The sequence below is a fragment of the Massilia rhizosphaerae genome (genome assembly GCF_016093545.1).
Taxonomy (GTDB): domain Bacteria; phylum Pseudomonadota; class Gammaproteobacteria; order Burkholderiales; family Burkholderiaceae_D; genus Telluria; species Telluria rhizosphaerae.
Map to the genome: position 1 here is coordinate 152,559 of NZ_JADKYX010000002.1, position 25,809 is coordinate 178,367.

Genomic DNA, 25,809 nt, shown 5'->3' on the forward strand with positions numbered 1-25,809 from the left:
GGGGGGATTCGGACAGTCCGAAGAAGCCGTTATTGTAACGGCCCCGGCGGATCAGCGCTTCGAGACGAGCGGTCCGGGCAGGCTTTCCAGGTAGGCGGCGATGTCGGCCATGTCGCGGTCGGACAGCGGCTGGGCCATGCCGGCCATGATCGGGTTGCTGCGGCCGTTGGCGACCTTGTTGCCGCGCTTGTAGGCGGTCAGCGCATGCACGAGATAGTCGGCATGCTGGCCGGCCAGCTTGGGATAGCTCGGGTCGATCGGAGTCTTGAAGTCGGCGCCGTGGCAGGACGCGCAGTTGTATTTTTTCGTCAGTGCGGCGCCGTTGGCGGCGTCGCCCGACGCCAGGGCCTGGGACGACAGGGAGAAGGATGCAGCGCCCAAGGTCAGCGCGACGATCAGTTTGTTCATGGCGCGCTCCTTACTTGGACGGGGTCTGTTGCGAGTAATACGCGGCGACGTCGGCGATGTCCTGGTCGGACAGGCTGGCCGCGATGCCGTGCATGGACGGGTGGTTGCGGTCGCCCTTCTTGTACGCGTGCAGCGCGGCCTCGATGTACTTTGCCGACTGTCCGCCGATCTTGGGTACGCGATAGACTTCAGGGAAGCTGGCCTTGTAATCGGGGATGCCGTGGCAGCCGATACACTGCGCGATCTTGTTGTGGGCTGCCTGCGGATTGCCGACGATGTCGGCCGCGCCGGCCGTGCCGGCCATCGAGGCGCCGGCGGCTAGCACGAGTAATGCGGTTGAAATTTTCATGGATGACCTATCGTTGGGTTGAATCGATAGGGCGCCTTGCGACCCGTGCGGCGGCAGCAGGTTTTCGAGACCCCCGGTACTGCGACTGCAAAAACACTTGGCATTTGTATTACGAGCCGGCCGATTCTATCCGAAGAATATGGTCCAGTCTATTGGGCAGCGCAGCATGGACCGCCATCGCGCCGCGCCGTTCTGGCATATACTCATTCGCATTTCCACACCACCCGCGCAGGCCCATGCACGCATCCCGACGCTTCGAAGGCAGCGACAACTATGTCGCCACCGATGACTTGAAACTGGCGGTCAACGCCGCCCTCACCCTCGCCCGGCCGCTGCTGATCAAGGGCGAACCCGGCACCGGCAAGACCATGCTGGCCGAGGAAGTGGCGGCCGCACTGAACATGCCGCTGCTGCAGTGGCACATCAAGTCCACGACCAAGGCCCAGCAGGGCTTGTACGAATACGACGCCGTCTCGCGCCTGCGCGATTCGCAGCTGGGCGACGAGCGCGTGCGCGACATCCACAACTACATCGTCAAGGGCGTGCTGTGGCAGGCGTTCACGTCGCCCGAGCCGGTGGTGCTCCTGATCGACGAGATCGACAAGGCCGACATCGAGTTTCCGAACGACCTGCTGCGCGAACTCGACCGCATGGAGTTCTACGTGTACGAGACGCGCGAGATGGTCGTGGCGAAGCACCGCCCGCTCGTCATCATCACGTCGAACAACGAGAAGGACTTGCCCGACGCCTTCCTGCGCCGCTGCTTCTTCCACTACATCAAATTCCCCGACCGGGGCACGATGGCGGACATCGTGCGGGTCCACTACCCGACCCTGAAGGCCGACCTGCTGGCGGCCGCGCTGCAGAGTTTTTACGAGTTGCGCGACGTGCCGGGCCTGAAGAAAAAACCGTCGACGTCGGAATTCCTCGACTGGCTGAAGCTCCTGCTGGCCGAGGACATCCCGGCCGACATCCTGCGCAGCCAGGACGGCAAGACGGTCGTGCCGCCGCTGGCCGGCGCCCTGCTCAAGAACGAGCAGGACGTCAGCCTGTTCGAGCGGCTGGTGGCGATGGCGAGGCACAACCGATGATCCGCGTCGATCCCGTCACCCTCGAATTCAACGGCGTGCGCCTGGAGCCGCTCGGGCTGCAGCACCTGGACGGCCTGCGCGCGGCGGCCGCCGACGGCGAGTTATGGAACCTGCGCGTGACGTCCGTGCCCGAGCCGCAGGATACGGAAGACTACATCCGCGCCGGGCTGGAGACGCCCAACCGCGTCGCCTTCGCCGTCGTCGACGTCTCCAGCGCCACCGTGATCGGCACGACCAGCTACCACGACATCATGCCCGCGATCGACCGCGTGGAAATCGGCTACACGTGGTATGCGAAGAGCCGCCAGAAGAGCCACGTGAACACGAGCTGCAAGCTCCTGCTGCTGTCGCACGCGTTCGACACGCTGGGCTGCGCCGTTGTCGGCCTGCGCACCGATAACTTCAATTACGCGTCGCAGGCCGCCATCGAGCGGCTGGGCGCGAAGAAGGACGGCGTGATCCGCCACCACGCGCCGCGCCGCGACGGGACCGTGCGCGACACGGTCATGTACAGCATCGTGCGCGGCGAATGGCACGAAGTGAAGTCGCACCTGCACTATCGCCTTTCGCGGCACGCGCAATAACGGAACGCGGCATGCTGATCGACTTCTTCTTCACCCTGCGCGACGCCAAGGTCCCCGTCTCGATCAAGGAATTCCTCACGCTGCTGGAAGCGCTGCAGAAGCAGGTGATCGCGCCGTCGCTCGACGAGTTTTATTATCTCGCGCGCCTGACGCTGGTGAAGGACGAAGCCCATTTCGACAAGTTCGACCGCGCGTTCGGCGCTTTTTTCAAGGGCATCGAGACGGTGTTCGACACCAAGGCCGACATTCCGCTGGACTGGCTGATCAAGCGCCTGGAGCGCGAGCTGACGCCGGAGCAGAAGGCGGAGTTGCAGAAGCTCGGCTACGACAAGCTGATGGACCGCCTGCAGGAACTCCTGAACGAACAGAAGGAACGCCACGAAGGCGGCAACAAGTGGATCGGCACCGGCGGCACGTCCCCGTTCGGCAACGGCGGCACCAATCCAGAGGGGATCCGCATCGGCGGCAAAGGAGGCGGCCGCAGCGCGGTGAAAGTATGGGAGCAGCGCACCTACCGCGACTACGACGGCGAACGCGAACTGGGCATCCGCAACATCAAGGTGGCGCTGCGCCGCCTGCGCCGCTTCGCGCGCCAGGGCGCGCCCGACGAGCTGGCGCTGGACGAAACGATCCGCTCCACCGCCAACAACGCGGGCTGGCTGGACATCCGCATGCAGCCGGAGCGGCGCAACCGCATCAAGGTGCTGATGCTGCTGGACGTGGGCGGCACGATGGACGACCACATCGAACGCACCGAGGAGCTGTTCTCGGCCGCGAAGGCCGAATTCAAGCACATGGAGTTCTACTATTTCCACAACTGCGTCTACGACCACCTGTGGAAGAACAACCGCCGCCGCCACGCCGAGCGCTTCCCCACGTGGGACGTGCTGCGCACCTACCCGCCCGACACGCGCCTGATCTTCGTCGGCGACGCGACCATGAGCCCCTACGAGATCCTGGCGCCGGGCGGTTCCGTCGAATACGCCAACGAGGAGGCGGGCGCAGAATGGCTGGCGCGGTTCTGCCATGCGTTTCCCAGGTTTGCCTGGCTGAATCCCGAACCCGAGCATCTGTGGCAGTACCGGCAGTCGATCGCGGTCATCCGGAGAATCATGGGCAACCGCATGTTCCCGGTGACGATCGACGGGCTCGAACGGGCCATGCGCTTGTTGAGCAAATAAATTCGCGCGGTGTGTCGATCCGCCGGCCGCCCGTTCGTCGTAGGATCAGAGGGATGTCCTCTACCAACCACGCCAAGGAGAACGATCATGTCCACGAATACCGTCGAGCTGCACCGTGTCCTCAAATCCACCGCCGACCGCGTCTACCGCGCATTCCTGAACCCCGCCGCCTTCGCCAAATGGCTGCCGCCGCACGGCTTCGTCGGCACCGTGCACGAGATGGACGCCCGCGTCGGCGGGCGCTACAAGATGTCGTTCACGAATTTCACGACGGGCGGGGGTCACTCGTTCGGCGGCGAATACCTGGCACTGGAACCGGGCGCGCGCCTCGTCTACACGGCCGAATTCGACGACCCCAACCTGCCCGGCAAGATGCAGACGACCGTGCTGCTGCGCGACGTGTTCTGCGGCGTCGAGGTGAAGATCAGGCAGGAGGGCATCCCGGCCGCGATTCCCGTCGAGATGTGCTACCTCGGCTGGCAGGAATCGCTGCAGTTGCTCGCACAACTCGTCGAGCCCGAGATCAAGGAGTGACGGCGTCCGGCGGCGCTTCGTCCCGCTCGTGCAGTCCGTAGTCGCGCACGACGGCGGCCACGCGCAGGCGGTAGCCGGCAAAGATGCCGGCCCGCCCCGCCGCCTGCATGGCGCGATGCGCGGGCAGCGTGCGCCACCGTTTCACCGCTTCCTCGTCGCGCCAGAACGACAGCGACAGGATCTTTTCCGGCCGCGCCAGCGAGGCGAAGCGCTCGATGGACAAAAACCCGTCGATCGCGTCCAGCTCGGCACGCAGCGCGGCGGCCGCGTCCAGGTAATCCTGGCGCCGGCCGGGCGCCGGTTCGACTTCGAAGATCACGGCGATCATGGCAGCGTGCCTTCCACCGGTTCCGTGAACGTGCGCTCCTCGCGCAGGATGAAGCGCGCCTCGCGCGCGAACGCGAAGTTGGCGCGCGCCTCGCCGTCGTCTTTCAGGCGCAGGCGGTAGGCTTCGTAGGCGGCCAGGCTGTCGAAGCCGACGAGGCCCCACGCCTCGTAATTCGTCCCCTCGTGCGGCAGGAAATAGCCGAGCAGCCGGCCGCCCAGCCGCGGGATGATGCGGCCCCAGTTCTCGGCGTAATGGCGGAAGGCGTCGCGCTGGACGGGGTCGATCTCGTAGCGGATGAAACAGGTGATGGGCATGATGGCTCCTCGTAACGTCGAAGCGCATGGTAGCCGCTGGCCCTGGCGCAATGCTTCGGCTAAGATCGAAGCATGAGGGACGGACCGAATATCGCCACCATCGCCGCACTGATCGGCGACCATGCACGCGCCGAAGTGCTGAACGTGCTGATGAGCGGCACGGCCTTGACGGCGACCGAACTGGCCGACGCCGCCGGCGTCACGCGCCAGACGATCAGCACGCACCTGGCCAAGCTGCGCGACGCCGGCCTGCTCGCCGTGGAAGCGCAGGGCCGGCACCGCTATTTCCGCATCGCCGATGCCGACGTCGCCCATCTGCTGGAATCCATGATGGGCGTCGCATTCGGCACCGGCGCCGTGCGGGTGCGGTCGGGCCCGCGCGAACCGGCGCTGCGCAAGGCGCGCGTGTGTTACGACCATCTGGCGGGCGAACTCGGCGTGCTCGTCTACGAAGGCCTGGCCGGGCGCGGCGCGTTTGCCCTCGACGCGGGCGGCGTCGCGCTTACCGACGCCGGCCGCGCGCTGGTCGCGGCGCTCGGCATCGATCCGCTGCCCTCCGCCACGCGCCGCCCGCTGTGCCGTCACTGCCTGGACTGGAGCGAACGCCGCCATCACCTGGCCGGCGCCCTCGGGGCCGCGCTGCTGGACCGCTTCCTGCAACTGGGCTGGGCGCGCCGCGTGCCGGATTCGCGCGTGCTCGCGTTCAGCCCGGGCGGCGAGGCGGCATTGCGCGCTTGGCTGGCCTGAGCGTCACAGCGCCAGCGCCGGCCCGCCCTGCCCGAGGATCCGCGCCAGCAGCGGCCGCTTGGCGGGCGCCGGCAGCGCGCGGTCGACCAGCGCCGCCCACTTCACGCTCAACTGCTCGCACGTGGCGCAAGCGGAAAATCAGAGCCGCGTCTCGCGCGCCGCGCGCAGGAACTCGTCCAGCACCGGCGTGCAGTCGAGCAGGTCGCCGCCGGTGGCGCGGTGGAATTCCGGATGCCATTGCAGGCCCATCACGAACGGCGCGCGCTGGTAGCGGATCGCCTCGACGACGCCGTCCGGCTCCGACATCGCTTCCACGTGGATGTCGCGGCCCAGGTCCTTGACGGCCTGGTGGTGGATCGAGTTCACGACGGCCCGCTCGTGCCTGGGAAACATCTTGCGCAGCGAGGAGCCCTGCGGGAACACGATCGCGTGGCGGTGCGCGTCGTAGATGTCGTGCACGTGCGGCAGGGCACCGGGGAGGTTGGTCGCGACGTCCTGGTACAGCGTGCCGCCGAACGCCACGTTGATCAGCTGGCAGCCGCGGCAGATGCCCAGCACGGGCTTGCCGGCGTCGACGAATTCGTGCAGCAGTTCCAGCTCGTAGACGTCGCGCGCGCGGTCGCCGTTCCATTCGGGCCGGGTCGGTGTTTCGGAATACGTCATCGGCGACACGTCCGCCCCGCCCTGCAGCACGAGGCCGTCCAGGTGGCGCGCGTAATGGCGCATCGTGATGTTGCTGGGATGTAGCAACCCGTTCGTGTTCACGGTCGGCACCATGAAGACGAGCACGTCGCGCGACATCACCCACTGGGCGATCGATTCCTCCAGATATTGCAGATTCTTGCTGCGCAGGCCCTTCGCACCCGCTTCCGGATGGAAGATCCGGGCGGAGACGCCGATGCGCAGCGTGCGTCGCATGAAATCGCGGTTGAACCGGTCGGCCAGCGCACGCCAGCGCGAGCGCAACACGCGCCCGGCCAGGTTCAGCGGGGTGTCGCCCGTGCGCAGGTAGCGCGGCCCGCCCCCGGCGCGGCGGTCGGGTACGCGGGGCGGACCCGACGGGCCGTCCTGCGGCGGGCCGGATTCGCTCGTGAATTCACCCAGTTCGTTAGCGTGCTTGTCATTGTCCAAAGCCATGATCTCAATATATCCTTGCGACGGTCGCGCACGATTCGGATTGTTAAAAAATGTCGTTTTAATAATGAAGTTCCCATCGCCGACGGGCTTGCGGCACGCGCGTCCGCCCGCACATGGACAGGATGCCGGTATGCCGCCGACTTGGCAATCCGTGCAACGAGCACTTGCAAACTTGCGCTTAACAGGCAAGAATACTGTATTTCCATACAGTTGTTTTGCCAGCACACCGCGTCCCGTCTCCCGCAACACCCCGCATCATGAGGCGTGAAGTCGCTTATTTTCCGCTCGACAAGATAGAATGCGCAGCATTCGAATGATTGAAGATCAAGCATGGCCACCAAGAAACCCGAACCCGATTACAGCGAATCATCCATCCGCGTCCTGAAAGGACTGGAGCCCGTCAAGCAGCGTCCGGGCATGTACACCCGCACGGAAAATCCGCTGCACATCATCCAGGAAGTGATCGACAACGCCTCGGACGAGGCGCTGGGCGGCCACTGCAAGAACATCGACGTGACGATGAACGCGGACGGCTCCATCACCGTCGAGGACGACGGCCGCGGCATTCCCGTCGGCCTGCATCCGGAAGAAGGCGTGTCGACGGTCGAAATCGTGTTCACGCGCCTGCACGCCGGCGGCAAGTTCGACAAGGGTTCGGGTGGCGCCTACGCGTTCTCGGGCGGCCTGCACGGCGTGGGCGTGTCCGTCACGAACGCGCTGTCCAAACGTCTGGAAATCACCGTGTGGCGCCGCGACGACGACGGCAACGGCATGCACAAGCTGGTGTTCGCCGACGGCGACGTGATCGAGCCGCTGACGTCAGAACCGTTCGAGCGCGGCGGCAAGAAGAACGGCACGCGCGTCACGGCCTGGCCGGACGGTAAATACTTCGATTCGCCGAACATCCCGCCGAGCGAGCTGCAACGCCTGCTGCGCTCGAAGGCCGTGCTGCTGCCGGGCGTGACCGTCACGCTGACGAATGCGAAGACGGGCGACAAGCAGACCTGGCGCTACGACGAAGGCCTGCGCGGCTACCTGACGGAAGCGCTGGCGCAGACGGCGGGCGGCGGCCAGACCCTGATCCCGCTGTTCGAAGGCGCGCAATACGCGGCCGCGGGCGACGAGGGCTTTGCCGAAGGCGAAGGCGCGGCGTGGGTCGTCGCGTGGACGGAAGAAGGCGCCGTCGTGCGCGAATCGTACGTCAACCTGATCCCGACGCCGAGCGGCGGCACGCACGAATCCGGCCTGCGCGACGGCCTGTTCGGCGCCGTGAAGGGCTTCGTCGAGATGCACTCGCTGCTGCCGAAGGGCGTCAAGCTGCTGCCGGAAGACGTGTTCGCGCGCGTCTCGTTCGTGCTGTCCGCGAAAGTGCTGGACCCGCAGTTCCAGGGCCAGACGAAGGAACGCCTGAACTCGCGCGACGCCGTCAAGCTGGTGTCCACGTTCACCAAGCCGCCGCTCGAACTGTGGCTGAACCAGCACGTCGAATACGGCCGCAAGCTGGCGGAACTCGTCATCAAGCAGGCGCAGTCGCGCCTGCGTTCGCTGCAGAAGGTCGAAAAGAAAAAATCGTCCGGCGTGGCCGTCCTGCCGGGCAAGCTGACCGACTGCGAATCGACGGACATCACCCGCAACGAACTGTTCCTCGTCGAGGGCGACTCGGCGGGCGGCTCCGCGAAGATGGGCCGCGACAAGGAATTCCAGGCCATCCTGCCGCTGCGCGGCAAGGTGCTGAACACGTGGGAGACCGACCGCGACCGCCTGTTCGCCAACAACGAGATCCACGACATCGCCGTGGCGATCGGCGTCGATCCGCATGGCCCGGACGACAACCCGGACCTCACGGGCCTGCGCTACGGGAAGATCTGCATCCTTTCCGACGCGGACGTGGACGGCTCGCACATCCAGGTCCTGCTGCTGACCCTCTTCTTCAAGCACTTCCCGGCCCTCTTCAAGAACGGCCACGTGTGCGTCGCGCGTCCGCCCCTGTACCGCGTGGACGTGCCGGCGCGCGGCAAGAAGCCGATCCAGAAGCTGTACGCGCTGGACGACGGCGAGCTGCTCGCGATCGAGGACAAGCTGAAGAAAGAAGGCCTGAAGGAAGGCGTGTGGAGCATTTCCCGCTTCAAGGGCCTGGGCGAGATGAACGCCGAACAGCTGTGGGAAACGACGATGAACCCGGACACCCGCCGCCTGCTGCCGGTGGCCTTCGGCGACTACGGCCTGGCCGAATCGTCGGCGCGCTTCAACATGTTGATGGGTAAAGGCGAAGCCGCGGCCCGTCGCGCGTGGCTGGAAGAGCACGGGAACGAGACGGAAGCGGATATCTGATACGCACGTAATGGTGGGCACAGGGTGCCCACCCTACGAATCGTTCACGCCGTAGGGTGGGCACCCTGTGCCCACCAACCCGACGCCGAACCGAATACGAACACACAAAATCATGACGCAAGCGAGCCTTTTCGAACAAACCACTCCCCCCGGCGGCGGCGACGACGCCGAGACGCTGACCCTGTCCACCTTCGCGGAACGCGCCTACCTGGACTACGCCGTCTCGGTCGTGAAAGGCCGCGCGCTGCCGGACGTCTCGGACGGCCAGAAGCCCGTCCAGCGCCGCATCCTGTACTCGATGAACGAGCTGGGCCTGGGCCCGACCGCGAAGCCGCGCAAGTCCGCGACCGTCGTCGGCGACGTGCTCGGCAAGCTGCACCCGCACGGCGACCAGTCGGTCTACGACGCCCTCGTGCGCATGGCCCAGGACTTTTCGCTGCGCTATCCGCTGATCGACGGCCAGGGCAACTTCGGCTCGCGCGACGGCGACGGCGCCGCCGCGATGCGTTACACGGAAGCCCGCCTGACGCCCGTCTCGCGCCTGCTGCTCGACGAGATCGACATGGGCACGGTCGACTTCCAGCCGAACTACGACGGCTCGAGCGAGGAACCGCGCACCCTGCCCGCGCGCCTGCCGATGCTGCTGCTGAACGGCGCGTCCGGCATCGCGGTCGGCATGGCCACCGAGGTCCCGTCGCACAACCTGCGCGAAGTGGCCGCCGCCGCCGTCGCGATGATCCGCAATCCCAAGATCACGCACGCCGAGCTGATGACGCTGATGCCCGGTCCGGACTACCCGGGCGGCGGCCAGATCATCACCCCGGCGTCCGCCATCGCCGACATGTACGCGGCCGGCCGCGGCTCGATGAAGGTGCGCGCGCGCTGGAAGATCGAGGAACTGGCGCGTGGCCAGTGGCAGGCCGTCGTCACCGAACTGCCGCCCGGCGTGTCGTCGCAGCGCGTGCTGGAAGAGATCGAGGAACTGACGAACCCGAAGATCAAGGTCGGCAAGAAGACCCTGCTGCCCGAGCAGCTCACGCTCAAGCAGACGATCCTCGGCGCGCTCGACACCGTGCGCGACGAATCCGGCCGCGAGGCGCCGGTGCGCCTCGTGTTCGAGCCGAAGTCGAAGAACCAGGACCAGACCGAATTCATGCTGATGCTGCTGGCGCACACGTCGCTGGAAACGTCGAGTCCCATCAACCTCGTGATGATCGGCGGCGACGGCCGTCCGCGCCAGAAGGGCTTGTCCGAGATCCTGCAGGAGTGGATCGAGTACCGCTTCGTCACGGTCCGCCGCCGCACGGAATTCAGGCTGGGCAAGGTCAACGACCGCATCCACATCCTGGAAGGCCGCGAGACCGTCCTGCTGAACATCGATGAAGTCATCCACATCATCCGCAACTCGGACGATCCGAAGGCCGCGCTGATCGAACGCTTCCGCCTGTCCGAACGCCAGGCCGAAGACATTCTCGAGATCCGCCTGCGCCAGCTCGCGCGCCTGGAAGCGATCAAGATCCAGCAGGAGCTCGCCGAGCTGCGGGGCGAAAAGGAAAAGCTGGAAGACATTCTCCAGAACCCGTCGTCGATGAAGCGGTTGATCATCCGCGAGATCGAGCTTGATGCGAAACAGTACGGCGACGACCGCCGCACCCTGATCGAGGAAGCGCAGAAGGCCGTGGCCGAGCAGAAGATCATCGACGAGCCGGTGACCGTCATCGTGTCCGAGAAAGGCTGGGTGCGCGCGCGCACGGGCGTCGGCCACGATCCGGCCCAGTTCACGTTCAAGGCGGGCGATTCGCTGTACGGCGCATTCGAGTGCCGCACGGTCGACACGCTGCTGTGCGTCGGCGACAACGGCAAAGTCTATTCCGTGCCGGTTGCCGCCCTGCCCGGGGCGCGCGGCGACGGCGTGCCCATCACGACGCTCGTCGACCTGTCCGGCGGCGGGCGCATCCTGTATTACTTCGCCGGCCATGGCGACACGCGCCTGCTGCTCGCATCGTCGGCCGGCTTCGGCTTCATCACGAAGGCCGGCGACATGATCACGCGCCTGAAGGGCGGCAAATCGTTCATCACGCTGGACGACGGCGCCGTGCCGCTGGCGCCGCGCGTCGTGACGGACAGTGCGGGCGCCATCGCCTGCCTGTCGGAGAAAGGCCGCGTGCTGGTGTTCGGCATCGACGAGATGAAGGTGCTGACGAACGGCGGCCGCGGCGTGACCCTGATGGCGCTGGAGCCGAAGGAAAAACTGCTGGCCGCGCAGCCGATCAACCAGAAGGGCCTCAACGTGGTGGGCACCTGGGCCGGCGACAAGCCGCGCACGGTGGAGCTGTTCGCGTCCGGCCTGGAGCCGCACTTCGGCAAGCGCGCCAACAAGGGCAAGCCGTTGTCGGCCAAGCTCAAGGCCAAGGACCTGGCCATGCGTACCACCGGCGACGGCGCCTGACGCCTGCTCCGCGACTCTTCAGCGGGTCGCGTGGCGCAAGCGCGCCTCCAGCGTGGCCGCATCGAAGCCGCTGCCGCTGCGCGAGCCGTCGGCGAAATAAATCGTCGGCGTGCCCTGCACGTGCAGCTTGCGGCCCAGCGCCAGCACCTGCTCGTTCGGCGTGACGCAGGCGGCGGGTGCGCCGGGCGGCGCCTTCGCTTCCGTCATCCACTGCTGCCAGGCGAGCGAGCGGTCGGGCGCGCACCAGATGTCCTTCGACCTGGCGGCCGAATCGGTCGACAGGATATTCAGCAGGAACGTGTAGACGGTCACGTTGTCGATCTGCCCCAGCGTCCGGTGCAGCTTGCGGCAGTACGGGCAGTTCGGATCCTCGAACACCGCCATCACGCGCCGGCCGTCGCCCTTGACGGTCTTGATCGCCATCTCCAGCGGCAGGTCGGAAAAACGGATCGCCGCCAGCTCGTCGGCGCGCGCGCGCGTGAGGTCCTGCAAGGTCGTGAGGTCGACGATCTTCCCCACGAACATATAGCGCGCATTCGCATCGGTATAAAAAATGTCGGCGCCCGAGCGCACCTCGTACAGGCCGCCGTAGCCGGTCTTGCTGACCGCGTCGACCTTCACGTTGCTGCCCATGCGCGGCTCCACCAGCTTGTGCACGCGCGCCTCGTCCGGCGTTTCGGCCCGCGCGCACGTCCACGTCCACGCAGTACAGGCCAGCATGGCGGCCAGCGCCAGCATGTTCTTCATCGTTCTCGCTCCCGGAAATCGTTACGCCGGCCCGCCCGTCAAGCGGCGCGCGCAAGCCTGCGCGCGCTCGTTGCGGCCCTGCTCCAGCACCGCGCCGTGCAGGCGGCGCGCGCGCAGTTCGTTCGAGTCCACTTCCTCGGCGTCGTCCGGCGCGCGCATCTTGCGCCAGTCTTCCAGCGCGGCCCGGCAAGCGCCGTCGTCGGCCCCGAACCACGCCTGCGCCACGGCCGTGCCCAGCATGCGCTCGCGCAGGTCGGCACGCTCCCGCAGCCAGGCCAGCATGTCCCTCACCTGCCGGTCGCTCAGGCCGGACGGATCGGCCGGGTCCAAGCGCACATGGGCGCGCAATGCCTGCCCGGCCTGCAGGTAGCGCGCGTAGGCGTCGGCCAGTTCGACGGCCTGGCCGCGGGCCGGCGGCGCCAGGCAGCTCGCCAGGTAGGCATGCAAGCGCGCGGCGCCGCCGGTCTTTGCCAGGTAGCCGTCGAACAGTGCGCGCAATGCCGCGTCGATCCGCAGGTTGCCGGCACCATCCGTCAGCGACGGGCCGTCCATGTCCGCGGGCGCGGGCGCGGCGGCGCGGCCCGGACCGACCGGACCGTCCCATCCGGCGCGCGGGGCGGCGGATACCGCGGCGGGCGCGGCGCCGCCGCCGCGCAGCCAGACCACCGAGCCGGCACCGATGGCCGCCGCGGCGACGCACGCCAGGCCGACCATCGCCTTGCTGTCGAACAGGGACGCCACGGCGCTCAAGGCTTCTTGCGCAGCGCCTGGGCGTCGGGTGCGACCGCGCCCGGCACGGCGGCCGCATGCTCGTCCACCGGCGCGGCATAGCGCACCGCGGCCTTCCAGTCGGTGCCGACCCGCTTCCACGCATCGACGACGAAATAGGTGCGGGCCGAATCGCCGCCGGCCAGCGTCCACCGGAAGCTCACCAGCATCAGGTCGCCGTACTCGTGCACCGCCATCTGGTCGATCGCCGAATGCAGCGCGGGCTCGCGGGCCCACTGGTCCAGCGCGGCGGCGAGCGCGGTCGGCACGCCGGGGACCTGGCCGGCGCGGATCTCGAAATCGTCCGTCACGTAGCGCCGGATCGCATGGGCGTCATGGCGCTGGACGGCGTCGAACCACTCGTTTTCCAGCTTGGTGAAGATGAGGACATTGCGGGTCGGGGTCACGACGGTGCCACCACGGCCGCTCGGCGTCGCCTGCCCCGCCGCGAGCGCGCCGCCGGACGCGGCCAGCATGCAGAGCGCAATCAGGAATCGTTTCATATGTTCGGCTCGAAAAGAAGAAAGGCAGCGGGCGCGGACGTTTTCCCGTCCGCGGCCGCCGCGTACTCAGATCACGATGCGATCAGCACCGCCGCTCAGGGATAATGCTGCACGCAACGCTGCGTGCTTGCAATAAGCCAGTTTTGCTGGATCAGGTACTTCATCGTGCCGAACGTCTGGTTGTACTTGGCGCCGTTCGACGCGGTCGACGTCGTGCCGAAGTTCCAGGCGCACTTGTCGGCGTTCTCCGAACCGTCCGAATTCGCATACCAGGCATTCAATGCCGGGTCCGTGGTCGCCTCTTCCACCTCGTGCGCCATCACGCTCGCCGCGCCGTCCGCGCCCGGCGTATTGTTCGGGCTCGGGCTGGTGGCGCCGCACGCCGACGCGCACTGGGTTTCCGCATTGCCCACGAAGGCGTACTTGATGTCCTTGCCGCTGATCGTGGTGTGGTCGTGCCATCCGCAGTACTGCGTGCAGAAGCCGGACGTTTCGCTCGTCGAATGGTCGGTCAACACCACGTAGATGCCGTTCGCATCGGCCGGCAGCCTGCCCGACGTGATCGCATTGGACACGATGGACGCGATGTTCGAATCGGTCAGCCGGCTGCCGTACGAGCCGCTGTCGGTCGTGGTGCCGGCCAGCGCCAGGCTGTTCTGCACGTGCGTGTTCGAGGCGTTGTAATACGTCGTGTTGATGTTGAAGTAGGGCGAACCGCCGAGATGCTGGCCGATGTTGGTCAACACGTTTTTCGAAGCGCTATCCCATTGCGAACCGTACCAGATGTAGTACAGGTTCTTGGGCGCCGTCATCACCGGGCCGCCGTGATAGGACAGATTGCTGGTGCTGCCGCCACGCGAAGCGCCGCCTGCCTTGCCGTTCGACGCCGCGGTGGCGACGTTGTCGAGTTCCCCCCAGCCCTTGCCGGTAGGCTTGAATTGGGAATTGGGCGTTTCCTTGACGGTCTGGGCATGCGCTGCGAAGGCACACGCCAGACTGACGGTCAGCAGGCTGAGTTTGCGGCTTAATTTCATTATTGCTCCTCCTTAAAGGTTCATGTAGAAATTCGCCCGTGTAGGGCTGTCCAGCGACCGCTGCCAGGTTTGTGACCTGCGCACGCGATCTATCCCAGCGACGGACGTGACGCGTCCCGGCGCTCGAATGCCTTGCAAACTCCGCGCTGCGGTTCCGCGGCGGAATCGATCGAATCAGTGAGGTAACGGATCAGCGCCGGCGTAATCGCGGGTGCGCTGCTGGTGCGTGGAGGACGAACCGATGCGGACAAACTGGCGAACTTTGCATCGTCCAACTCTCCCGTCTGAATTTGTAAGGAAATGTAATGAAAGTGTTGAGCAACCGAGTGTACGCAGACACAGATGAGCCCGCAAGGAGCGCAACATTACAAATTTTTAATGTTCAGAAAAACAACGATGACCATAAAAACATGAGAAAAATCAAAGAGTAAGCGTTGTTTGTATGCATGCATAAAATGAAAAACGGACCGCGCGGGTCCGTTTTTCGTGGGGCGGACGGGTTACCCCGTCCTTGCCGGCAGGCCGCTTACTTGGCGGCGTCCTTGTGCGCTTCGGCGGCGGCTTCGGCGCGCTTTTCCTTGGCCTTGGCGTGGGCCTTGGCTTTGTCGGCGTTGGCGTCCACGATCTTCTTCTGGGCTTTTTCGTCGGCCTTGATCATGGTCTTCTGGGCGTCGTAATTGGCTTCGGCGGTCTTTTCCTCGGCCTTGGCGCTGGCCTTGGCCTTGTCTTCCAGATCAGCCTTGGCGACCTTCTCGTTGGCCTTGGCGACCTTCTTCTCGGCCTTGTGCTGGGCCTTGGCTTTCTTCTCGTTGGCCTTGGCCGTCGCCTTGTCGATCTTCTCGTTCTGCTTCGAGATCTCCTTGGCTTCCTTCTCGTCCGCCTTGTTGATCTTCTTGTCGGCCTTGGCATCGCCGGTCGACGTCGCGCCGGCGGCGCCGCTCTGGCCCGACGACATGGTCGTGTCGGTCGTCGTGGCCGTGGTGGTGGTGGTCGTGGCCGGGGTGGCCGGCGCGGTGGCGGTCTGGGCGTAGACCGAGGTGGCGAACAGGCCGGCGATCAGGGTAGCGAGCAGTTTATTCATCTTGGTTCTCCTGAAATGGTTCGTGGGGACAGGCGCGCCGAGGCGCCATGTGTTTTTGTTAACTCGAGCCTTCAGAATATGCCTGGGCCACCTTCCCCTCTGTTCGGCAGCGCACGCAGGCCGCGCCGCCCATCCTCCAAATTGTGACCAGATTTTTCAGCGCTCGGCCGCGGTGCCGTCCGTTCCCCGCGCGTACTCGGCCGCTTTCTCCGCGCCCTTGCGCTTCGATGCCGCGCGCTTCTTCTCGGTCGCCTTCGCCGCGGCCTCGGTCTTCATGCGGCTGCCCGGCGGCTCTTTCACGGCGCGCGCGTTCGCCTTCATGATTTCGCGCTCGGCCTTCGTGCCGGCCTTGCCGCGTCCGCCGGTCGCCGCGGCGTCGGGGTCCGTGCTGTTGGGCGCCGTCGTGTTGGTCGCCTGGGCATTCACGTTGTCGGCCTTGCCCGGCGCCGGATTGATGACGGCCGTGCTCTTGCCGACGACCTCGCCCGATCTGTCGACGCCGGCCGCCTGCCGGCCGGTGGCGCCGTGTTTCGAACGCGTATTGGCCGTGCCGTTCGTGCGCAGCCCGGTCCCGGACACGCCGGCGGCGGTCGTGTTGTTGCCGGACACGGCCTGGCCGATAGGCGGCGTGTCGGCGGTGGTCTGCGCCCAGGCCGACGACGCCAGCAAGGCGCACGCAAGGGTGGAGAGGAATTTGTACATGATGATCCCGTTTCGTATGTGACATGTCGAAACGAGGATAGGTGGGCCGTCCGGGTGCATCTGTTCGACAGCGCACCCAGACGTGGCGTGGCGTCGATCCTAGCGGTTGGCAGGACGGCCGGCGTACAGGTCGATGATGTCGCCGATGGCGTCGCGGCAGACCGGACAGAACCGCTCGCTGCGGTCGAACATGATGCATTGCATGGCCGGACGGTAATAGCCGGTCGCCTCATAGTTCGCGCCTTCGAACGCACCGATCGCCTTGCGGTACTTGGCCTGCGCGAACAAGGCGTTCGTGTGCGCCAGGTCTTCCCGGAACAGCGCATTCATTTCCGCTTCCGGCCGGTTGGCCGCCCGCAGCGCCGCCCGCTTTTTCTGGTAGTCGCGCGACCACGCTTCGTACTCGGCCTTGGGCCACGGCGTCGGCAGCGGCGTGCCGGCCTGCACATACTTCTTCCATTTCAGGTGGGCCGGATCGCGCAGCGCCGTCACGTTCGGCTCCCACGGTTCCATGCGTGCGCCGCTAGCCTGGTAGGCGACGGGCGACGTGTAGTACTCGTCCGCCAGGCCGGCGAAATGATGGCCGAACTCGTGCACGAACAAATAGTTCGCCCAGTCGTTGCCCGCGGCGGCCGTGCTGAACTGGCCGAAGATGCCGCCGCCGCCGTACGTCTCGTTGTTGACGAGGATCTCGATGAATTCGTACGGCGCATACTGCGCGATGTCGCGCAGCGCACGATTGTCCAGGGTCAGCACGTAACGCTCGCTGCCGAAGATGTCGTAACGCGTGCCCAGCGCGGACGCGTGGTACACCCCCGTCGACGGCCGCGACACGCCCGATTCCTGCGTCGGCACGGCCAGCGCCCACACATTGAAATCGTTGGCGCGCTCCTTGAACGGCGACACTTCGAACAGGTGCTGCGTGAGACGGCGCACGGCAGCCTCGAACTTGGGCATCTCGGCCTGCGTGTAGCCGTCGCCCAGCACGAGCAGGTCGACCTTGTCCGGCGACGGGCCGCTGATCCGGATCGGCACCGGCTTGGCCGGCGCGGGTCCCTGCGCGCGCACGACGTCCTGCGCGTCCGTGTCGACGTCCACGCTCCACGCGACCGAAAACTGGTTGCGCTCGTCGCGCTTCAGGATGCGCACGCGCACGGGCCGGTCCGGCTTCGGAAAGCGCACGGATTCGTGGAACCCGCGGCTGAGCTTGTTCGCTTCCGCCGTCGTTTTCCACTCGCCGAACACGGTGGAAAAGTCGCGCGAATACAGCAAGTCGCCCGTCTTCGCATCGGACACTTCGACGCGGTTGTTGCCGCGGTTGGTGTCGTCGAACGGCCGCGCGACGTTGCCCGGCCACGGCAGCGGTTCGATCAGCACGCGCTCGATGGCGTATTGCTCGGACAGCGCGTTGCCACTGTGGATGTAGTCGAGGCGGACGGTGGCGGGCTGGGGGGCCTGGGCCAGCGCCAGCGCGGGAAAGGCCCAGGCGGCCAGCAGGCGCAGCATCGGTCGGGACATGGTCGATAACCTTCGAACGGATGACGGGTTAATGAATGCCGGCGCTCAATGCGCTGCGGCCACGGTGTCGGCCACCTTGGGCAAGTCCTTCAGCAAGCCCTGCATGTTGCCGTCGATGCTGCCGTAGGCGCTGCGCACCTGGGTCAAGGCCTTCAGCATCTCGTGCGGCGTGGCCATGCCTGTTTCCAGGTCGCTCTCCGCATCCATCATGCGCGGGCCGTCGAGGAAGCTGACGCCGCCGTTGGTCGAGAGCGCCTGCACGTCGCGGATGGTGGCATAGGCCGTCGCAAAGCGCTGCAACCGCTCGTCCTCCATCCAGGTCACGGCCTGGTTGGCGACGGCGGCATCCCAGGCTTCGTGCCGCAGCGTGGGCAGCGAGATGCTGAGCACGAGCCCCGCCTTCCAGTCCGTCTTGAAGCGCGCCATCAGGGCATCGTCGGCCACCTTGTCGCGAATGCCCTGCAACAGCTCGGCGCGCACCCGCGTGATCTGCTGGAGATCGCGTTCGTTATGCGCAAGCACCTCCTTGACTTCCTTCGCGTTGAGTCGGAGTTCGGCCTCGATCTTCTCGCCCGCTTCATGGGCGAGCTGCTTGTGGTGGATCGCCTGTGCCGTGTGCTCAAGCGCCAGTGCGGTAAGGATACTGATGACGATCATCACATATTCGCTGCCGAATTCCTTCAGCGATTTCGACTTCGGAACCTCAAAATGCATGGGAGACCCTGCGATGAATAAAAAGGTGCAATCTAGCGCAGGTTTGGTTTCCTGACAATCAACAATTCCTTGCAGGCCCGTCACCGACCGCCGCCGGCGCGCGCATCGTGACACGCTCAGCCGCCATGGCCGACGGCCAGTTCGAACCCCTCGTCGATCCAGCCCGTGATCCCGCCGATCATCAGTTTCACGGGCCGCCCCAGCTTTGCCAGCCGGTACGCGGCGCGGTGCGCGCCATTGCAATGCGGACCTGCGCAATAGACGACGAACAAGGTGTCCAGCGGATAGTCGCGCAGCTTCGCGTCGACGATCTTCCCGTGCGGCATGCTGATCGCCTGCGGCACGTGGCCCCGCGCATACAGGTCGGGGCTGCGTGCGTCGAACAGGACGAAATCCTGCTTGCCGCCCGCGATGGCGTCGTGCACGTCCCAGCAATCCGTCTCGAATTCGAAGGCGGTGCCGAAGTGGGCGGCGGCGCGATCGCTGGCGGCGGCGGGGATGGCGGCTACGGATGAAGTCATGGCGTGCTCCTTTCAGTGAGATGCCAGTGTCGCAGCGCCGGCGCCGGCGCGGCAGTGCCTTGCGCGACAGAAATTGGTAAGATCGCGCCATGTCCCATCATGTCGCCATCGTCGCCTACGACGGCCTGTGCACCTTCGAATTCGGCTGCGCCGTCGAGCTGTTCGCCCTGGAGCGTCCGGAGCTGGGCGTGCGCTGGTACAGCCACGCGGTGTGCGCCGTCGAACCCGGTCCCCTGCGTGCCATGGGCGGCTTGACCGTGCACGTGCCGCACGGCCTCGACGCGCTCGCCCGGGCCGACACGATCGTCATCCCCGGCTGGCGCGATGCGGCGGAGGCGCCCCCGGGCGCCCTCGTCGACGCGCTGCGCGCCGCGCACGCGCGCGGGGCGCGCATCTGCTCGATCTGCTCGGGCGCGTTCGTGCTCGCCCACGCCGGCTTGCTCGACGGCCGCCGGGCCACCACGCACTGGCGCTACCTGGACGACCTGCACGCCCGCTTTCCCGGCATCGACATCGATCCGGACGCGCTGTACGTCGAGGACGGCGGCATCGTCACGTCGGCCGGATCGGCGGCGGGACTGGACATGCTGCTGCATCTGGTCCGGTCCGACTTCGGGGCGGACGTCGCCAACAAGGTCGCGCAACGCCTCGTGATCCCGGCGCACCGCGACGGCGACCAGGCGCAGCGCGTCGCCCGTCCCCTGCCCGATGCCGGGGTGGACACGATCGCCCGCCTGATGGACCATGTGCGCGAAACCATCCGCACCGAGCATACGGTCGCCTCGATGGCGGCCCAGGCCCGCCTCGGGACACGCACGTTCCAGCGCAGGTTCAAGGAGAGAACGGGCATGGCGCCGCTCGGCTGGCTCGTGCGCGAGCGCGTCGCGCTGGCCGCGCAGTTGCTGGAATCGCGGCCGGCGCTCACCATCGACGCGGTCGCGGACCTGGCCGGGCTCGGCTCGGCCGAATCGCTGCGGCGACATTTCCGCGCGCATGGCCTGGCGCCGCCGGGACGCTACCGCAAGCGCAGCGGCGAACGGGCGCTCGCCTAGGAAATCTACTTGGACTGGTACTGGTACAACGGACGCCGGATGAGGATCGGCCGGATGTCCAGTCGCACGTTGTAGATCGAATAGGCCTCCGTCGTCGGCGACTCGTAGCCGACGCTCTCGTCCGTGCGCGTAAAACGGAATTCGAAACCGAGATCGGGCTGGACGCCGTTCGGGCTGCCGAGCGTGAGGCCGATGGCTTCCGGCTGATCGCTGTCGATCAGCTTGCTCATCAGGGCGACGACGGTGCTGTTGCCGAGGATGTCGGCCGTGAACAGCGGCTCGCGGTAGTAGGGCCGCGACGGGTCGAGCTTGCCGTCGGCCTTGTCCTCCGACGGCGTGAATTCGTGGGTGGCGATGTTGAAGCGGTCGCCGCTGTCGAGGTAACTGATGCGCACGTTGGACACGTTGAACGCGCCTTCGTGCACGGTCGCGCGCGACAGGTCGAGCACGAGCGCGCCTCGGTAGCCGATCACCTCGACGTCGCGGCTGGGCATCACGACCATGGCCGTGTTCTCGTCGATGCCCAGGCCCAGCTTGTAGCCCTTCTTGAGCATCGCCGGCAGCATGCGCGCGAAGCGGCCGCGCACGAGCAAGTGCTGGTCGACGAACACGTCGTCGCCGATGAAGCCGAGCCCGTCCGTGATCTCGTGCCCGTCCTCCACACCCAGCTTGAGCGTGGCCAGCACGGCTTTGGGCTCCCCGAACATCGTGCTGCTCATGATGGCGGCGCCGGCGCTGGAACCCGCGATCACGCCGCCGCGGCGATACATGTCCCACAACGCGTCGAGCACGCGGGTATTGCTGCCGTCCTCGTGGCGCAGGGCGCGCGTGACACGGGTCTGGTCGCCGCCCGAGAAGAACGCGCCGCCCGCGCCGCGCACGGCCTCGGCCAGGCCCGGATCGTCGGCCGCGGTCTTGTAATTGCTGCCGGACAGCTTGACCGCGACGGGCACGAAGAATGCGTCGGCCCCGTAGCTGTTGAGGCATTCGATCAGGGCCTTGCCGGACTGCTCCGGCGTACCCGACGCCGACGCGAACACGGCGATGCGCGCGCCCTTGCCGCCCGCCAGTTGAACGACACGTTCCCACACGGGGGCATTCCCGGTACGCAAATTCCCGCCGATGATGACCAGGGATCCCTTGGGCTGCACCGCATCGGCGGCGGCACACCACGGCGTGCCAGCCAGCAGCAGCACGGCCAGGAACAGACGCAAAGCGGACCGAATCATAAAATCCTTCCCACCATCAACATTTTTTAACCGACAGATCGTAAGACTGATTCTAGAGGACCGTCGGGGTGTTGAGTCCGGTCAGGAAAGATAGATGTTCGGGAAGTAACGCTCCATGACGGTATCCGGACGTTGCGGCGGCGCGAAGCCGAAGCGGGCATACAGGCTGTGCGCGTCGGTCGTGTTGAGCGTGAAGCGCCGCAAACGCTGCAGGCTCGGATGCTCCATGACGATGCGGATCAGCTGCTTCGCATAGCCGCGGCCGCGGTACTCGGGTACGACGAAGACGTCGACCAGGTAGGCGATGGTCGCATAGTCGGTGACGACGCGCGCGAATGCGATCTGGCGGCCATCGAGGTAGCCGCCGAAGCACAGCGAGTTCTCGATCGAACGCTCGACCACGGTACGCGAGATGCCCACGGCCCAAGTCGACTGCTCGCTGAGGAAGCGATAGATCATCGGGATATCGAGCCGCGTCCGGTCCGTGCTGATCTGGAAACTGGAATCGTTGGTGGTTGGAATCATGGACACGCCAAACCGTCAATCTGGTTAAAAAACCAATTCTAGCCCCGTTCCGGCTTGCACGGACGATTCTGGCAATCGTGCGTGCGTGGACCGTTCGGCGCCGGGACAAGGAAATGTCGGCGGTAGCGAATCGCCGGGCACGCGCCTGCACAGTTTATAATCAGGAATTCAAGAAAATCCCGTCACCGCCTCCCATCATGACTGATCAATTTGCCAAAAAAGCGGAAGCCTGGTCGGCCCGCTTCTCCGAACCCGTCTCCGACCTCGTCAAGCGCTACACGGCCTCCGTCTTCTTCGACAAGCGCCTGGCCCTGTTCGACATCGAGGGTTCGCTCGCCCACGCCGAGATGCTGGCCGCACAAGGCATCATCAGCGCCCAGGACAAGGCCGACATCGACCGCGGCATGACCCAGATCCGCTCGGAAATCGAGGCGGGCCAGTTCGAGTGGCTGCTCGACCTGGAAGACGTGCACCTGAACATCGAAAAACGGCTGACGGAACTGGTCGGCGACGCCGGCAAGCGCCTGCACACGGGCCGTTCGCGCAACGACCAGGTGGCGACCGACATCCGCCTGTACATGCGCGCCGCCATCGACGACATCCTCGCCCTGCTAAAAAGCCTGCGCGGCGCCCTGACCGACCTGGCGGAACGCAACGCGGACACTATCATGCCGGGCTTTACGCACCTGCAGGTGGCGCAGCCGGTGACCTTTGGCCACCACCTGCTGGCCTATGTGGAAATGTTCGGCCGTGACGCCGAGCGCATGCAGGACACGCGCCGCCGCGTGAACCGCCTGCCGCTGGGTGCCGCCGCCCTGGCGGGCACCACCTTCCCCATCGACCGCCTGCGCGTGGCCAGGACCCTCGGCTTCGAAGACGTCTGCCACAATTCGCTCGACGCTGTATCTGATCGCGATTTCGCGATCGAGTTCACGGCCGCCGCATCGGTCTTGATGATGCACATCTCGCGCATGTCGGAAGAGCTGGTAACGTGGATGAGCCCGCGCGTGGGCTTCATCGACATCGCCGACCGCTTCTGCACCGGCTCGTCGATCATGCCGCAGAAGAAGAACCCGGACGTGCCGGAACTGGCGCGCGGCAAGACGGGCCGCGTCTACGGCCACCTGATGGGCCTGCTGACCCTGATGAAAGGCCAGCCGCTCGCGTACAACAAGGACAACCAGGAAGACAAGGAACCGCTGTTCGACACCGTCGACACGGTGCTGGACACGCTGCGCATCTTCACCGACATGGCGTCCGGCATCACCGTGAAGCCGGACAACATGCGCGCCGCCGCCCTGCAGGGCTATGCGACGGCGACCGACCTGGCCGACTACCTCGTCAAGAAGGGCCTGCCGTTCCGCGACGCCCACGAGGCCGTGGCGCGTGCCGTGCGCGCCTGCGACGATGCCGGGTGCGACCTGTCGGAGATGTCGCTGGAGCGCCTGCGCGAGTTCTCGCCGCTGATCGAGCAGGACGTGTTCGCCGTGCTGACGCTGGAAGGTTCCGTGGCGGCCCGCGACCACGTGGGCGGCACGGCGCCGAACCAGGTGCGCGCGGCCGTCGCGCGCGTGCGGGCACAATTGGCGGAATAACGACATGCAGGGTGCTCGCGTAGGGTGGGCGCCCCGTGCCCACCAAACGCATGCGTCTCGAAAACAAGTGGTGGCTCAGGTATCCGCCCTCATGTTTCCGGAGAACGCCATGCAACGCTACGGCAACCACAATCGCGATTCCGGCGTCGTCGCCTACGACATCGACGCCGGCCGGATCACCGTCCTGTTCCGCAACGGCGAACGCTACGTCTACACGGAAGACAGCGCCGGCGCCGCCAACATCGCGCAGATGCAGGAACTGGCCCGCGCCGGACGCGGCCTGTCGACCTTCATCAGCCAGCACGTCCACGACCGCTACGCCCGCAAGCTCCCTCCGCGCCACTCCTGACGCCTGACGACAACAAACGATCCATGACCGCAATGCCCGACCTGCCCCGACGCGACTTCGCCGCCTTCCTGTTCGACATGGACGGCACCATCATCACTTCCATCAAGGCCGCCGAGCGGGTCTGGGGCGACTGGGCCGCCGGCCACGGGCTCGACGTCGCCGCCTTCCTGCCCACCATCCACGGCAAGCGCACCGAGGAAACCATCCGCGCCCTGGCACTGCCCGGCGTCGACCCGGTGGCGGAAGCGGCGCGCATCACGCTGGCCGAGATCGAGGACGTGGCCGGCGTCGAAGCCATCGCGGGCGCGGCGCCCTTCATCGCCGGCCTGCCGGCCGAGCGCTGGGCCATCGTCACGTCCGCGCCGCGGGCGCTGGCCGAAGCGCGCATCGCCGCCGCCGGCCTGCCGCGTCCGGCCGTGCTGGTGGCCGCCGAGGACGTCGAACGGGGCAAGCCGGCGCCCGATCCCTTCCTGCTGGGTGCGCGCAAACTGGGCGTCGCGCCGCAGGACTGCCTCGTCTTCGAGGACACGCTGGCCGGCCTGCGCTCGGCCGCTGCCGCCGGCATGGCGAGCATCGTCGTGACGACCACCCACGCGCATCCGCTCGACACCGACGTGACCGCCGTGCTCGACTATGCCGACCTGCAAGCCGTGACGACGGCGGACGGCCTGCTGCGGCTGGCGCGCCGCCCACGTCCCATCCAATCCTGACGCTCACACGGGAGTCCACCATGTCCTTGAAACGCCTGACCACCCTCGCCGTCCTGCTGGGCGCAAGCTGCTGCGCCTCCAGCGCCTTCGCCCACGCCAGGCTGCAAGCATCCGACCCGAAGGCCGGCAGCGTCCTCGCCGTGGCGCCGAAGGCCGTGCGCCTGACCTTCAACGAAGCGCTCGAACCGTCGTTCAGCAAGATCGCGGTCGTCGACGCCGCGAATGCCGCCGTCGCGCTCAAGCATTCCGAAGTCGACAAGGCCGATCCCAAGGTCATGACGGTCGCGCTGCCGCCGCTGCACGCCGGGCAGTACCGCGTGCAGTGGTCCGCCGTCACGAGCGACGGACACCGGGTCAAGGGCGAGTTCGGCTTCGGCGTCAAGTAATGCCGCTCGACCCGGTCGTCGGGCAACGAGCCGCCGCCGTCGTCCTGCACGGCGCCGTCGCCGTGTGCGCGGCGGCGAGCCTGGGGCGCGCATGGCTGGCCCGGGGCGCCTCGGATTGGGCCGCCGTGCGGGTCCGGCGGCTGGGCCGCTGGGCCGTGGCCGGCGCCATCCTCGCACTGCTGGCCCAGGGCGTCGTCCTGTGGCTGCAGGCGGCGGTGATGGCCGACGTGCCGCCGGCCGAGGCGGCGGGCGCCATTCGCGACGTGCTGGTGCACAGCCGCTACGGCATCGACTGGAGCGTCGGCGCCGCCGCGCTGGCCGCGGCGCTGGCGCTGGCGTGCCTGCGCGGCACGCGCCCGCTCGCGCTGGCGCCGCTGTGCGTGTTCTGGTACGCGCGCTGCCTGAACAGCCACGCGGCCGAACAGGGCGACGTTAGCCTGTTGATGATCGTCTACGTGACGCATCTCGGGCTGATCAGCCTGTGGGTGGGCGAGGTGCTCGTCGCCGGACTGGCCGTGCTCGCGGACGGCCGCGGCGGCCCGGACGACGCGCGCACGGAACGCATCACGTACGTGCAGGCGCTGTCCGATTCCGCCACGCTGGCCCTGGCCGGCATCTTCGCCACCGGCACGTACCTGGCCTGGCACATCCTGTCCGGACCGGGCGACCTCGTCGCCGACCCGTACGGCCGGACATTGCTGGCCAAGCTGGCCTGCGTGGGCCTGGCGGCGGCCATGGGCGGCTACAACCGCTTCTACGTGATGCCGGCGCTGCCGGTGCCGGGTGCCGCCGGCGCCGCGGCCGCGCTGCGCTTGCGCCGGGTGCTGCGCTGGGAAGGCGGCGTGCTGCTCGCCGCGCTGGCGCTGGCGGCCGTGCTGGCGTCGAGCGCGCCGCCGGGCAGCGGCACGTAAGTCACATCAAA

29 protein-coding genes are annotated in these 25,809 nt (G+C 66.8%); 13 read left to right on the top strand and 16 right to left on the bottom strand.

Annotated elements, in window-relative coordinates:
* Positions 1–51 precede the first annotated feature (51 nt).
* Together ISF28_RS03690 and ISF28_RS03695 are read right to left on the bottom strand one after the other, a co-directional pair.
* The gene (locus ISF28_RS03690) at positions 52–408 is read right to left on the bottom strand and encodes a c-type cytochrome (RefSeq protein WP_198115807.1); all 357 of its coding nucleotides are present in this window, start codon (positions 406–408) and stop codon (positions 52–54) included.
* Between the two features lie 10 nt (positions 409–418).
* A complete protein-coding gene (locus ISF28_RS03695; RefSeq protein WP_198115808.1) occupies positions 419–757 on the bottom strand; it encodes a c-type cytochrome in 339 nt (112 codons plus the stop codon).
* Between the two features lie 236 nt (positions 758–993).
* Here ISF28_RS03695 and ISF28_RS03700 point away from each other — a divergent pair, with 236 nt between their 5' ends.
* The 4 genes from ISF28_RS03700 (at position 994) to ISF28_RS03715 (ending at position 4,147) form a co-directional block, all read left to right on the top strand.
* Positions 994–1,848 (top strand): AAA family ATPase, encoded by an 855-nt coding sequence (locus ISF28_RS03700; protein WP_198115809.1) that lies wholly within the window; start codon positions 994–996, stop codon positions 1,846–1,848.
* The gene (locus tag ISF28_RS03705; RefSeq protein WP_198115810.1) at positions 1,845–2,432 is read left to right on the top strand and encodes a GNAT family N-acetyltransferase; all 588 of its coding nucleotides are present in this window, start codon (positions 1,845–1,847) and stop codon (positions 2,430–2,432) included. Before ISF28_RS03700 ends, ISF28_RS03705 begins: the two co-directional genes overlap by 4 nt.
* Before the next feature lie 11 nt (positions 2,433–2,443).
* On the top strand, positions 2,444–3,613 hold the full coding sequence (locus ISF28_RS03710) for a vWA domain-containing protein (RefSeq protein WP_198115811.1): 1,170 nt from the start codon (positions 2,444–2,446) through the stop codon (positions 3,611–3,613).
* Positions 3,614–3,700: 87 nt separating this feature from the next.
* On the top strand, positions 3,701–4,147 hold the full coding sequence (locus tag ISF28_RS03715) for an SRPBCC family protein (protein ID WP_198115812.1): 447 nt from the start codon (positions 3,701–3,703) through the stop codon (positions 4,145–4,147).
* On the opposite strand, the gene ISF28_RS03720 is transcribed toward ISF28_RS03715, so the two are convergent.
* Both ISF28_RS03720 and ISF28_RS03725 read right to left on the bottom strand, forming a co-directional pair.
* Positions 4,137–4,475: an antibiotic biosynthesis monooxygenase family protein gene (locus tag ISF28_RS03720; RefSeq protein WP_198115813.1), complete on the bottom strand. Its 339-nt coding sequence runs from the start codon at positions 4,473–4,475 to the stop codon at positions 4,137–4,139. The genes ISF28_RS03715 and ISF28_RS03720 overlap by 11 nt on opposite strands.
* On the bottom strand, positions 4,472–4,789 hold the full coding sequence (locus tag ISF28_RS03725) for an NIPSNAP family protein (RefSeq protein WP_198115814.1): 318 nt from the start codon (positions 4,787–4,789) through the stop codon (positions 4,472–4,474). Before ISF28_RS03725 ends, ISF28_RS03720 begins: the two co-directional genes overlap by 4 nt.
* A 72-nt stretch (positions 4,790–4,861) precedes the next feature.
* On the opposite strand from ISF28_RS03725, the gene ISF28_RS03730 reads away from it, so the two are divergent.
* Positions 4,862–5,536 carry an ArsR/SmtB family transcription factor gene (locus tag ISF28_RS03730; protein ID WP_198115815.1) on the top strand — a complete coding sequence of 225 codons (675 nt, stop codon included), beginning with the start codon at positions 4,862–4,864 and terminating at the stop codon, positions 5,534–5,536.
* A 138-nt stretch (positions 5,537–5,674) separates the two neighbouring features.
* Here ISF28_RS03730 and ISF28_RS03735 read toward each other — a convergent pair whose 3' ends face one another.
* The gene (locus ISF28_RS03735; RefSeq protein ID WP_198115816.1) at positions 5,675–6,673 is read right to left on the bottom strand and encodes a gamma-glutamyl-gamma-aminobutyrate hydrolase family protein; all 999 of its coding nucleotides are present in this window, start codon (positions 6,671–6,673) and stop codon (positions 5,675–5,677) included.
* A gap of 330 nt (positions 6,674–7,003) precedes the next feature.
* Here ISF28_RS03735 and ISF28_RS03740 point away from each other — a divergent pair, with 330 nt between their 5' ends.
* Both ISF28_RS03740 and parC read left to right on the top strand, forming a co-directional pair.
* Entirely contained in the window at positions 7,004–9,004 is a 2,001-nt protein-coding gene (locus tag ISF28_RS03740; RefSeq protein ID WP_198115817.1) for a DNA topoisomerase IV subunit B, read from the top strand.
* A 112-nt stretch (positions 9,005–9,116) separates the two neighbouring features.
* Positions 9,117–11,453: a DNA topoisomerase IV subunit A gene (gene parC, locus ISF28_RS03745; protein ID WP_198115818.1), complete on the top strand. Its 2,337-nt coding sequence runs from the start codon at positions 9,117–9,119 to the stop codon at positions 11,451–11,453.
* Positions 11,454–11,471: 18 nt separating this feature from the next.
* Here the strand turns inward: parC and ISF28_RS03750 are convergent, their stop codons facing one another.
* The 9 genes from ISF28_RS03750 to ISF28_RS03790 form a co-directional block, all read right to left on the bottom strand.
* Entirely contained in the window at positions 11,472–12,200 is a 729-nt protein-coding gene (locus tag ISF28_RS03750) for a DsbC family protein (RefSeq protein WP_307727419.1), read from the bottom strand.
* A 21-nt stretch (positions 12,201–12,221) separates the two neighbouring features.
* Positions 12,222–12,941 (bottom strand): hypothetical protein, encoded by a 720-nt coding sequence (locus ISF28_RS03755; protein WP_198115819.1) that lies wholly within the window; start codon positions 12,939–12,941, stop codon positions 12,222–12,224.
* Positions 12,942–12,946: 5 nt separating this feature from the next.
* On the bottom strand, positions 12,947–13,471 hold the full coding sequence (locus ISF28_RS03760; protein ID WP_198115820.1) for a nuclear transport factor 2 family protein: 525 nt from the start codon (positions 13,469–13,471) through the stop codon (positions 12,947–12,949).
* A 95-nt stretch (positions 13,472–13,566) separates the two neighbouring features.
* A complete protein-coding gene (locus ISF28_RS03765) occupies positions 13,567–14,505 on the bottom strand; it encodes a hypothetical protein (protein ID WP_198115821.1) in 939 nt (312 codons plus the stop codon).
* Between the two features lie 526 nt (positions 14,506–15,031).
* Entirely contained in the window at positions 15,032–15,586 is a 555-nt protein-coding gene (locus tag ISF28_RS03770) for a hypothetical protein (RefSeq protein WP_198115822.1), read from the bottom strand.
* Positions 15,587–15,742: 156 nt separating this feature from the next.
* Positions 15,743–16,288: a hypothetical protein gene (locus ISF28_RS03775; RefSeq protein WP_198115823.1), complete on the bottom strand. Its 546-nt coding sequence runs from the start codon at positions 16,286–16,288 to the stop codon at positions 15,743–15,745.
* 99 nt (positions 16,289–16,387) lie between these two features.
* Positions 16,388–17,806, bottom strand: coding sequence for an IgA Peptidase M64 (locus tag ISF28_RS03780; protein ID WP_198115824.1), 1,419 nt, complete (start codon positions 17,804–17,806; stop codon positions 16,388–16,390).
* A 45-nt stretch (positions 17,807–17,851) separates the two neighbouring features.
* A complete protein-coding gene (locus ISF28_RS03785; protein ID WP_198115825.1) occupies positions 17,852–18,520 on the bottom strand; it encodes a hypothetical protein in 669 nt (222 codons plus the stop codon).
* Positions 18,521–18,636: 116 nt separating this feature from the next.
* Positions 18,637–19,041 carry a rhodanese-like domain-containing protein gene (locus tag ISF28_RS03790; protein ID WP_198115826.1) on the bottom strand — a complete coding sequence of 135 codons (405 nt, stop codon included), beginning with the start codon at positions 19,039–19,041 and terminating at the stop codon, positions 18,637–18,639.
* 89 nt (positions 19,042–19,130) lie between these two features.
* Here ISF28_RS03790 and ftrA point away from each other — a divergent pair, with 89 nt between their 5' ends.
* Positions 19,131–20,093 (top strand): transcriptional regulator FtrA, encoded by a 963-nt coding sequence (gene ftrA, locus ISF28_RS03795; protein WP_198115827.1) that lies wholly within the window; start codon positions 19,131–19,133, stop codon positions 20,091–20,093.
* 5 nt (positions 20,094–20,098) lie between these two features.
* On the opposite strand, the gene ISF28_RS03800 is transcribed toward ftrA, so the two are convergent.
* A complete protein-coding gene (locus ISF28_RS03800) occupies positions 20,099–21,322 on the bottom strand; it encodes a cyanophycinase (protein WP_198115828.1) in 1,224 nt (407 codons plus the stop codon).
* Positions 21,323–21,403: 81 nt separating this feature from the next.
* On the bottom strand, positions 21,404–21,847 hold the full coding sequence (locus ISF28_RS03805) for a GNAT family N-acetyltransferase (protein WP_198115829.1): 444 nt from the start codon (positions 21,845–21,847) through the stop codon (positions 21,404–21,406).
* 197 nt (positions 21,848–22,044) lie between these two features.
* Here ISF28_RS03805 and argH point away from each other — a divergent pair, with 197 nt between their 5' ends.
* The 5 genes from argH (at position 22,045) to ISF28_RS03830 (ending at position 25,798) form a co-directional block, all read left to right on the top strand.
* On the top strand, positions 22,045–23,442 hold the full coding sequence (argH, locus tag ISF28_RS03810; protein WP_198115830.1) for an argininosuccinate lyase: 1,398 nt from the start codon (positions 22,045–22,047) through the stop codon (positions 23,440–23,442).
* Between the two features lie 109 nt (positions 23,443–23,551).
* On the top strand, positions 23,552–23,791 hold the full coding sequence (locus ISF28_RS03815) for a hypothetical protein (protein ID WP_198115831.1): 240 nt from the start codon (positions 23,552–23,554) through the stop codon (positions 23,789–23,791).
* Between the two features lie 23 nt (positions 23,792–23,814).
* Positions 23,815–24,501, top strand: a complete 687-nt coding sequence (locus ISF28_RS03820; RefSeq protein ID WP_229518863.1) for an HAD-IA family hydrolase — start codon at positions 23,815–23,817, stop codon at positions 24,499–24,501.
* 20 nt (positions 24,502–24,521) lie between these two features.
* The gene (gene copC, locus ISF28_RS03825; protein ID WP_198115832.1) at positions 24,522–24,887 is read left to right on the top strand and encodes a copper homeostasis periplasmic binding protein CopC; all 366 of its coding nucleotides are present in this window, start codon (positions 24,522–24,524) and stop codon (positions 24,885–24,887) included.
* A complete protein-coding gene (locus ISF28_RS03830; RefSeq protein ID WP_198115833.1) occupies positions 24,887–25,798 on the top strand; it encodes a CopD family protein in 912 nt (303 codons plus the stop codon). The genes copC and ISF28_RS03830 overlap by 1 nt, the downstream gene beginning before the upstream one ends.
* The last annotated feature ends 11 nt before the right edge of the window (positions 25,799–25,809 follow it).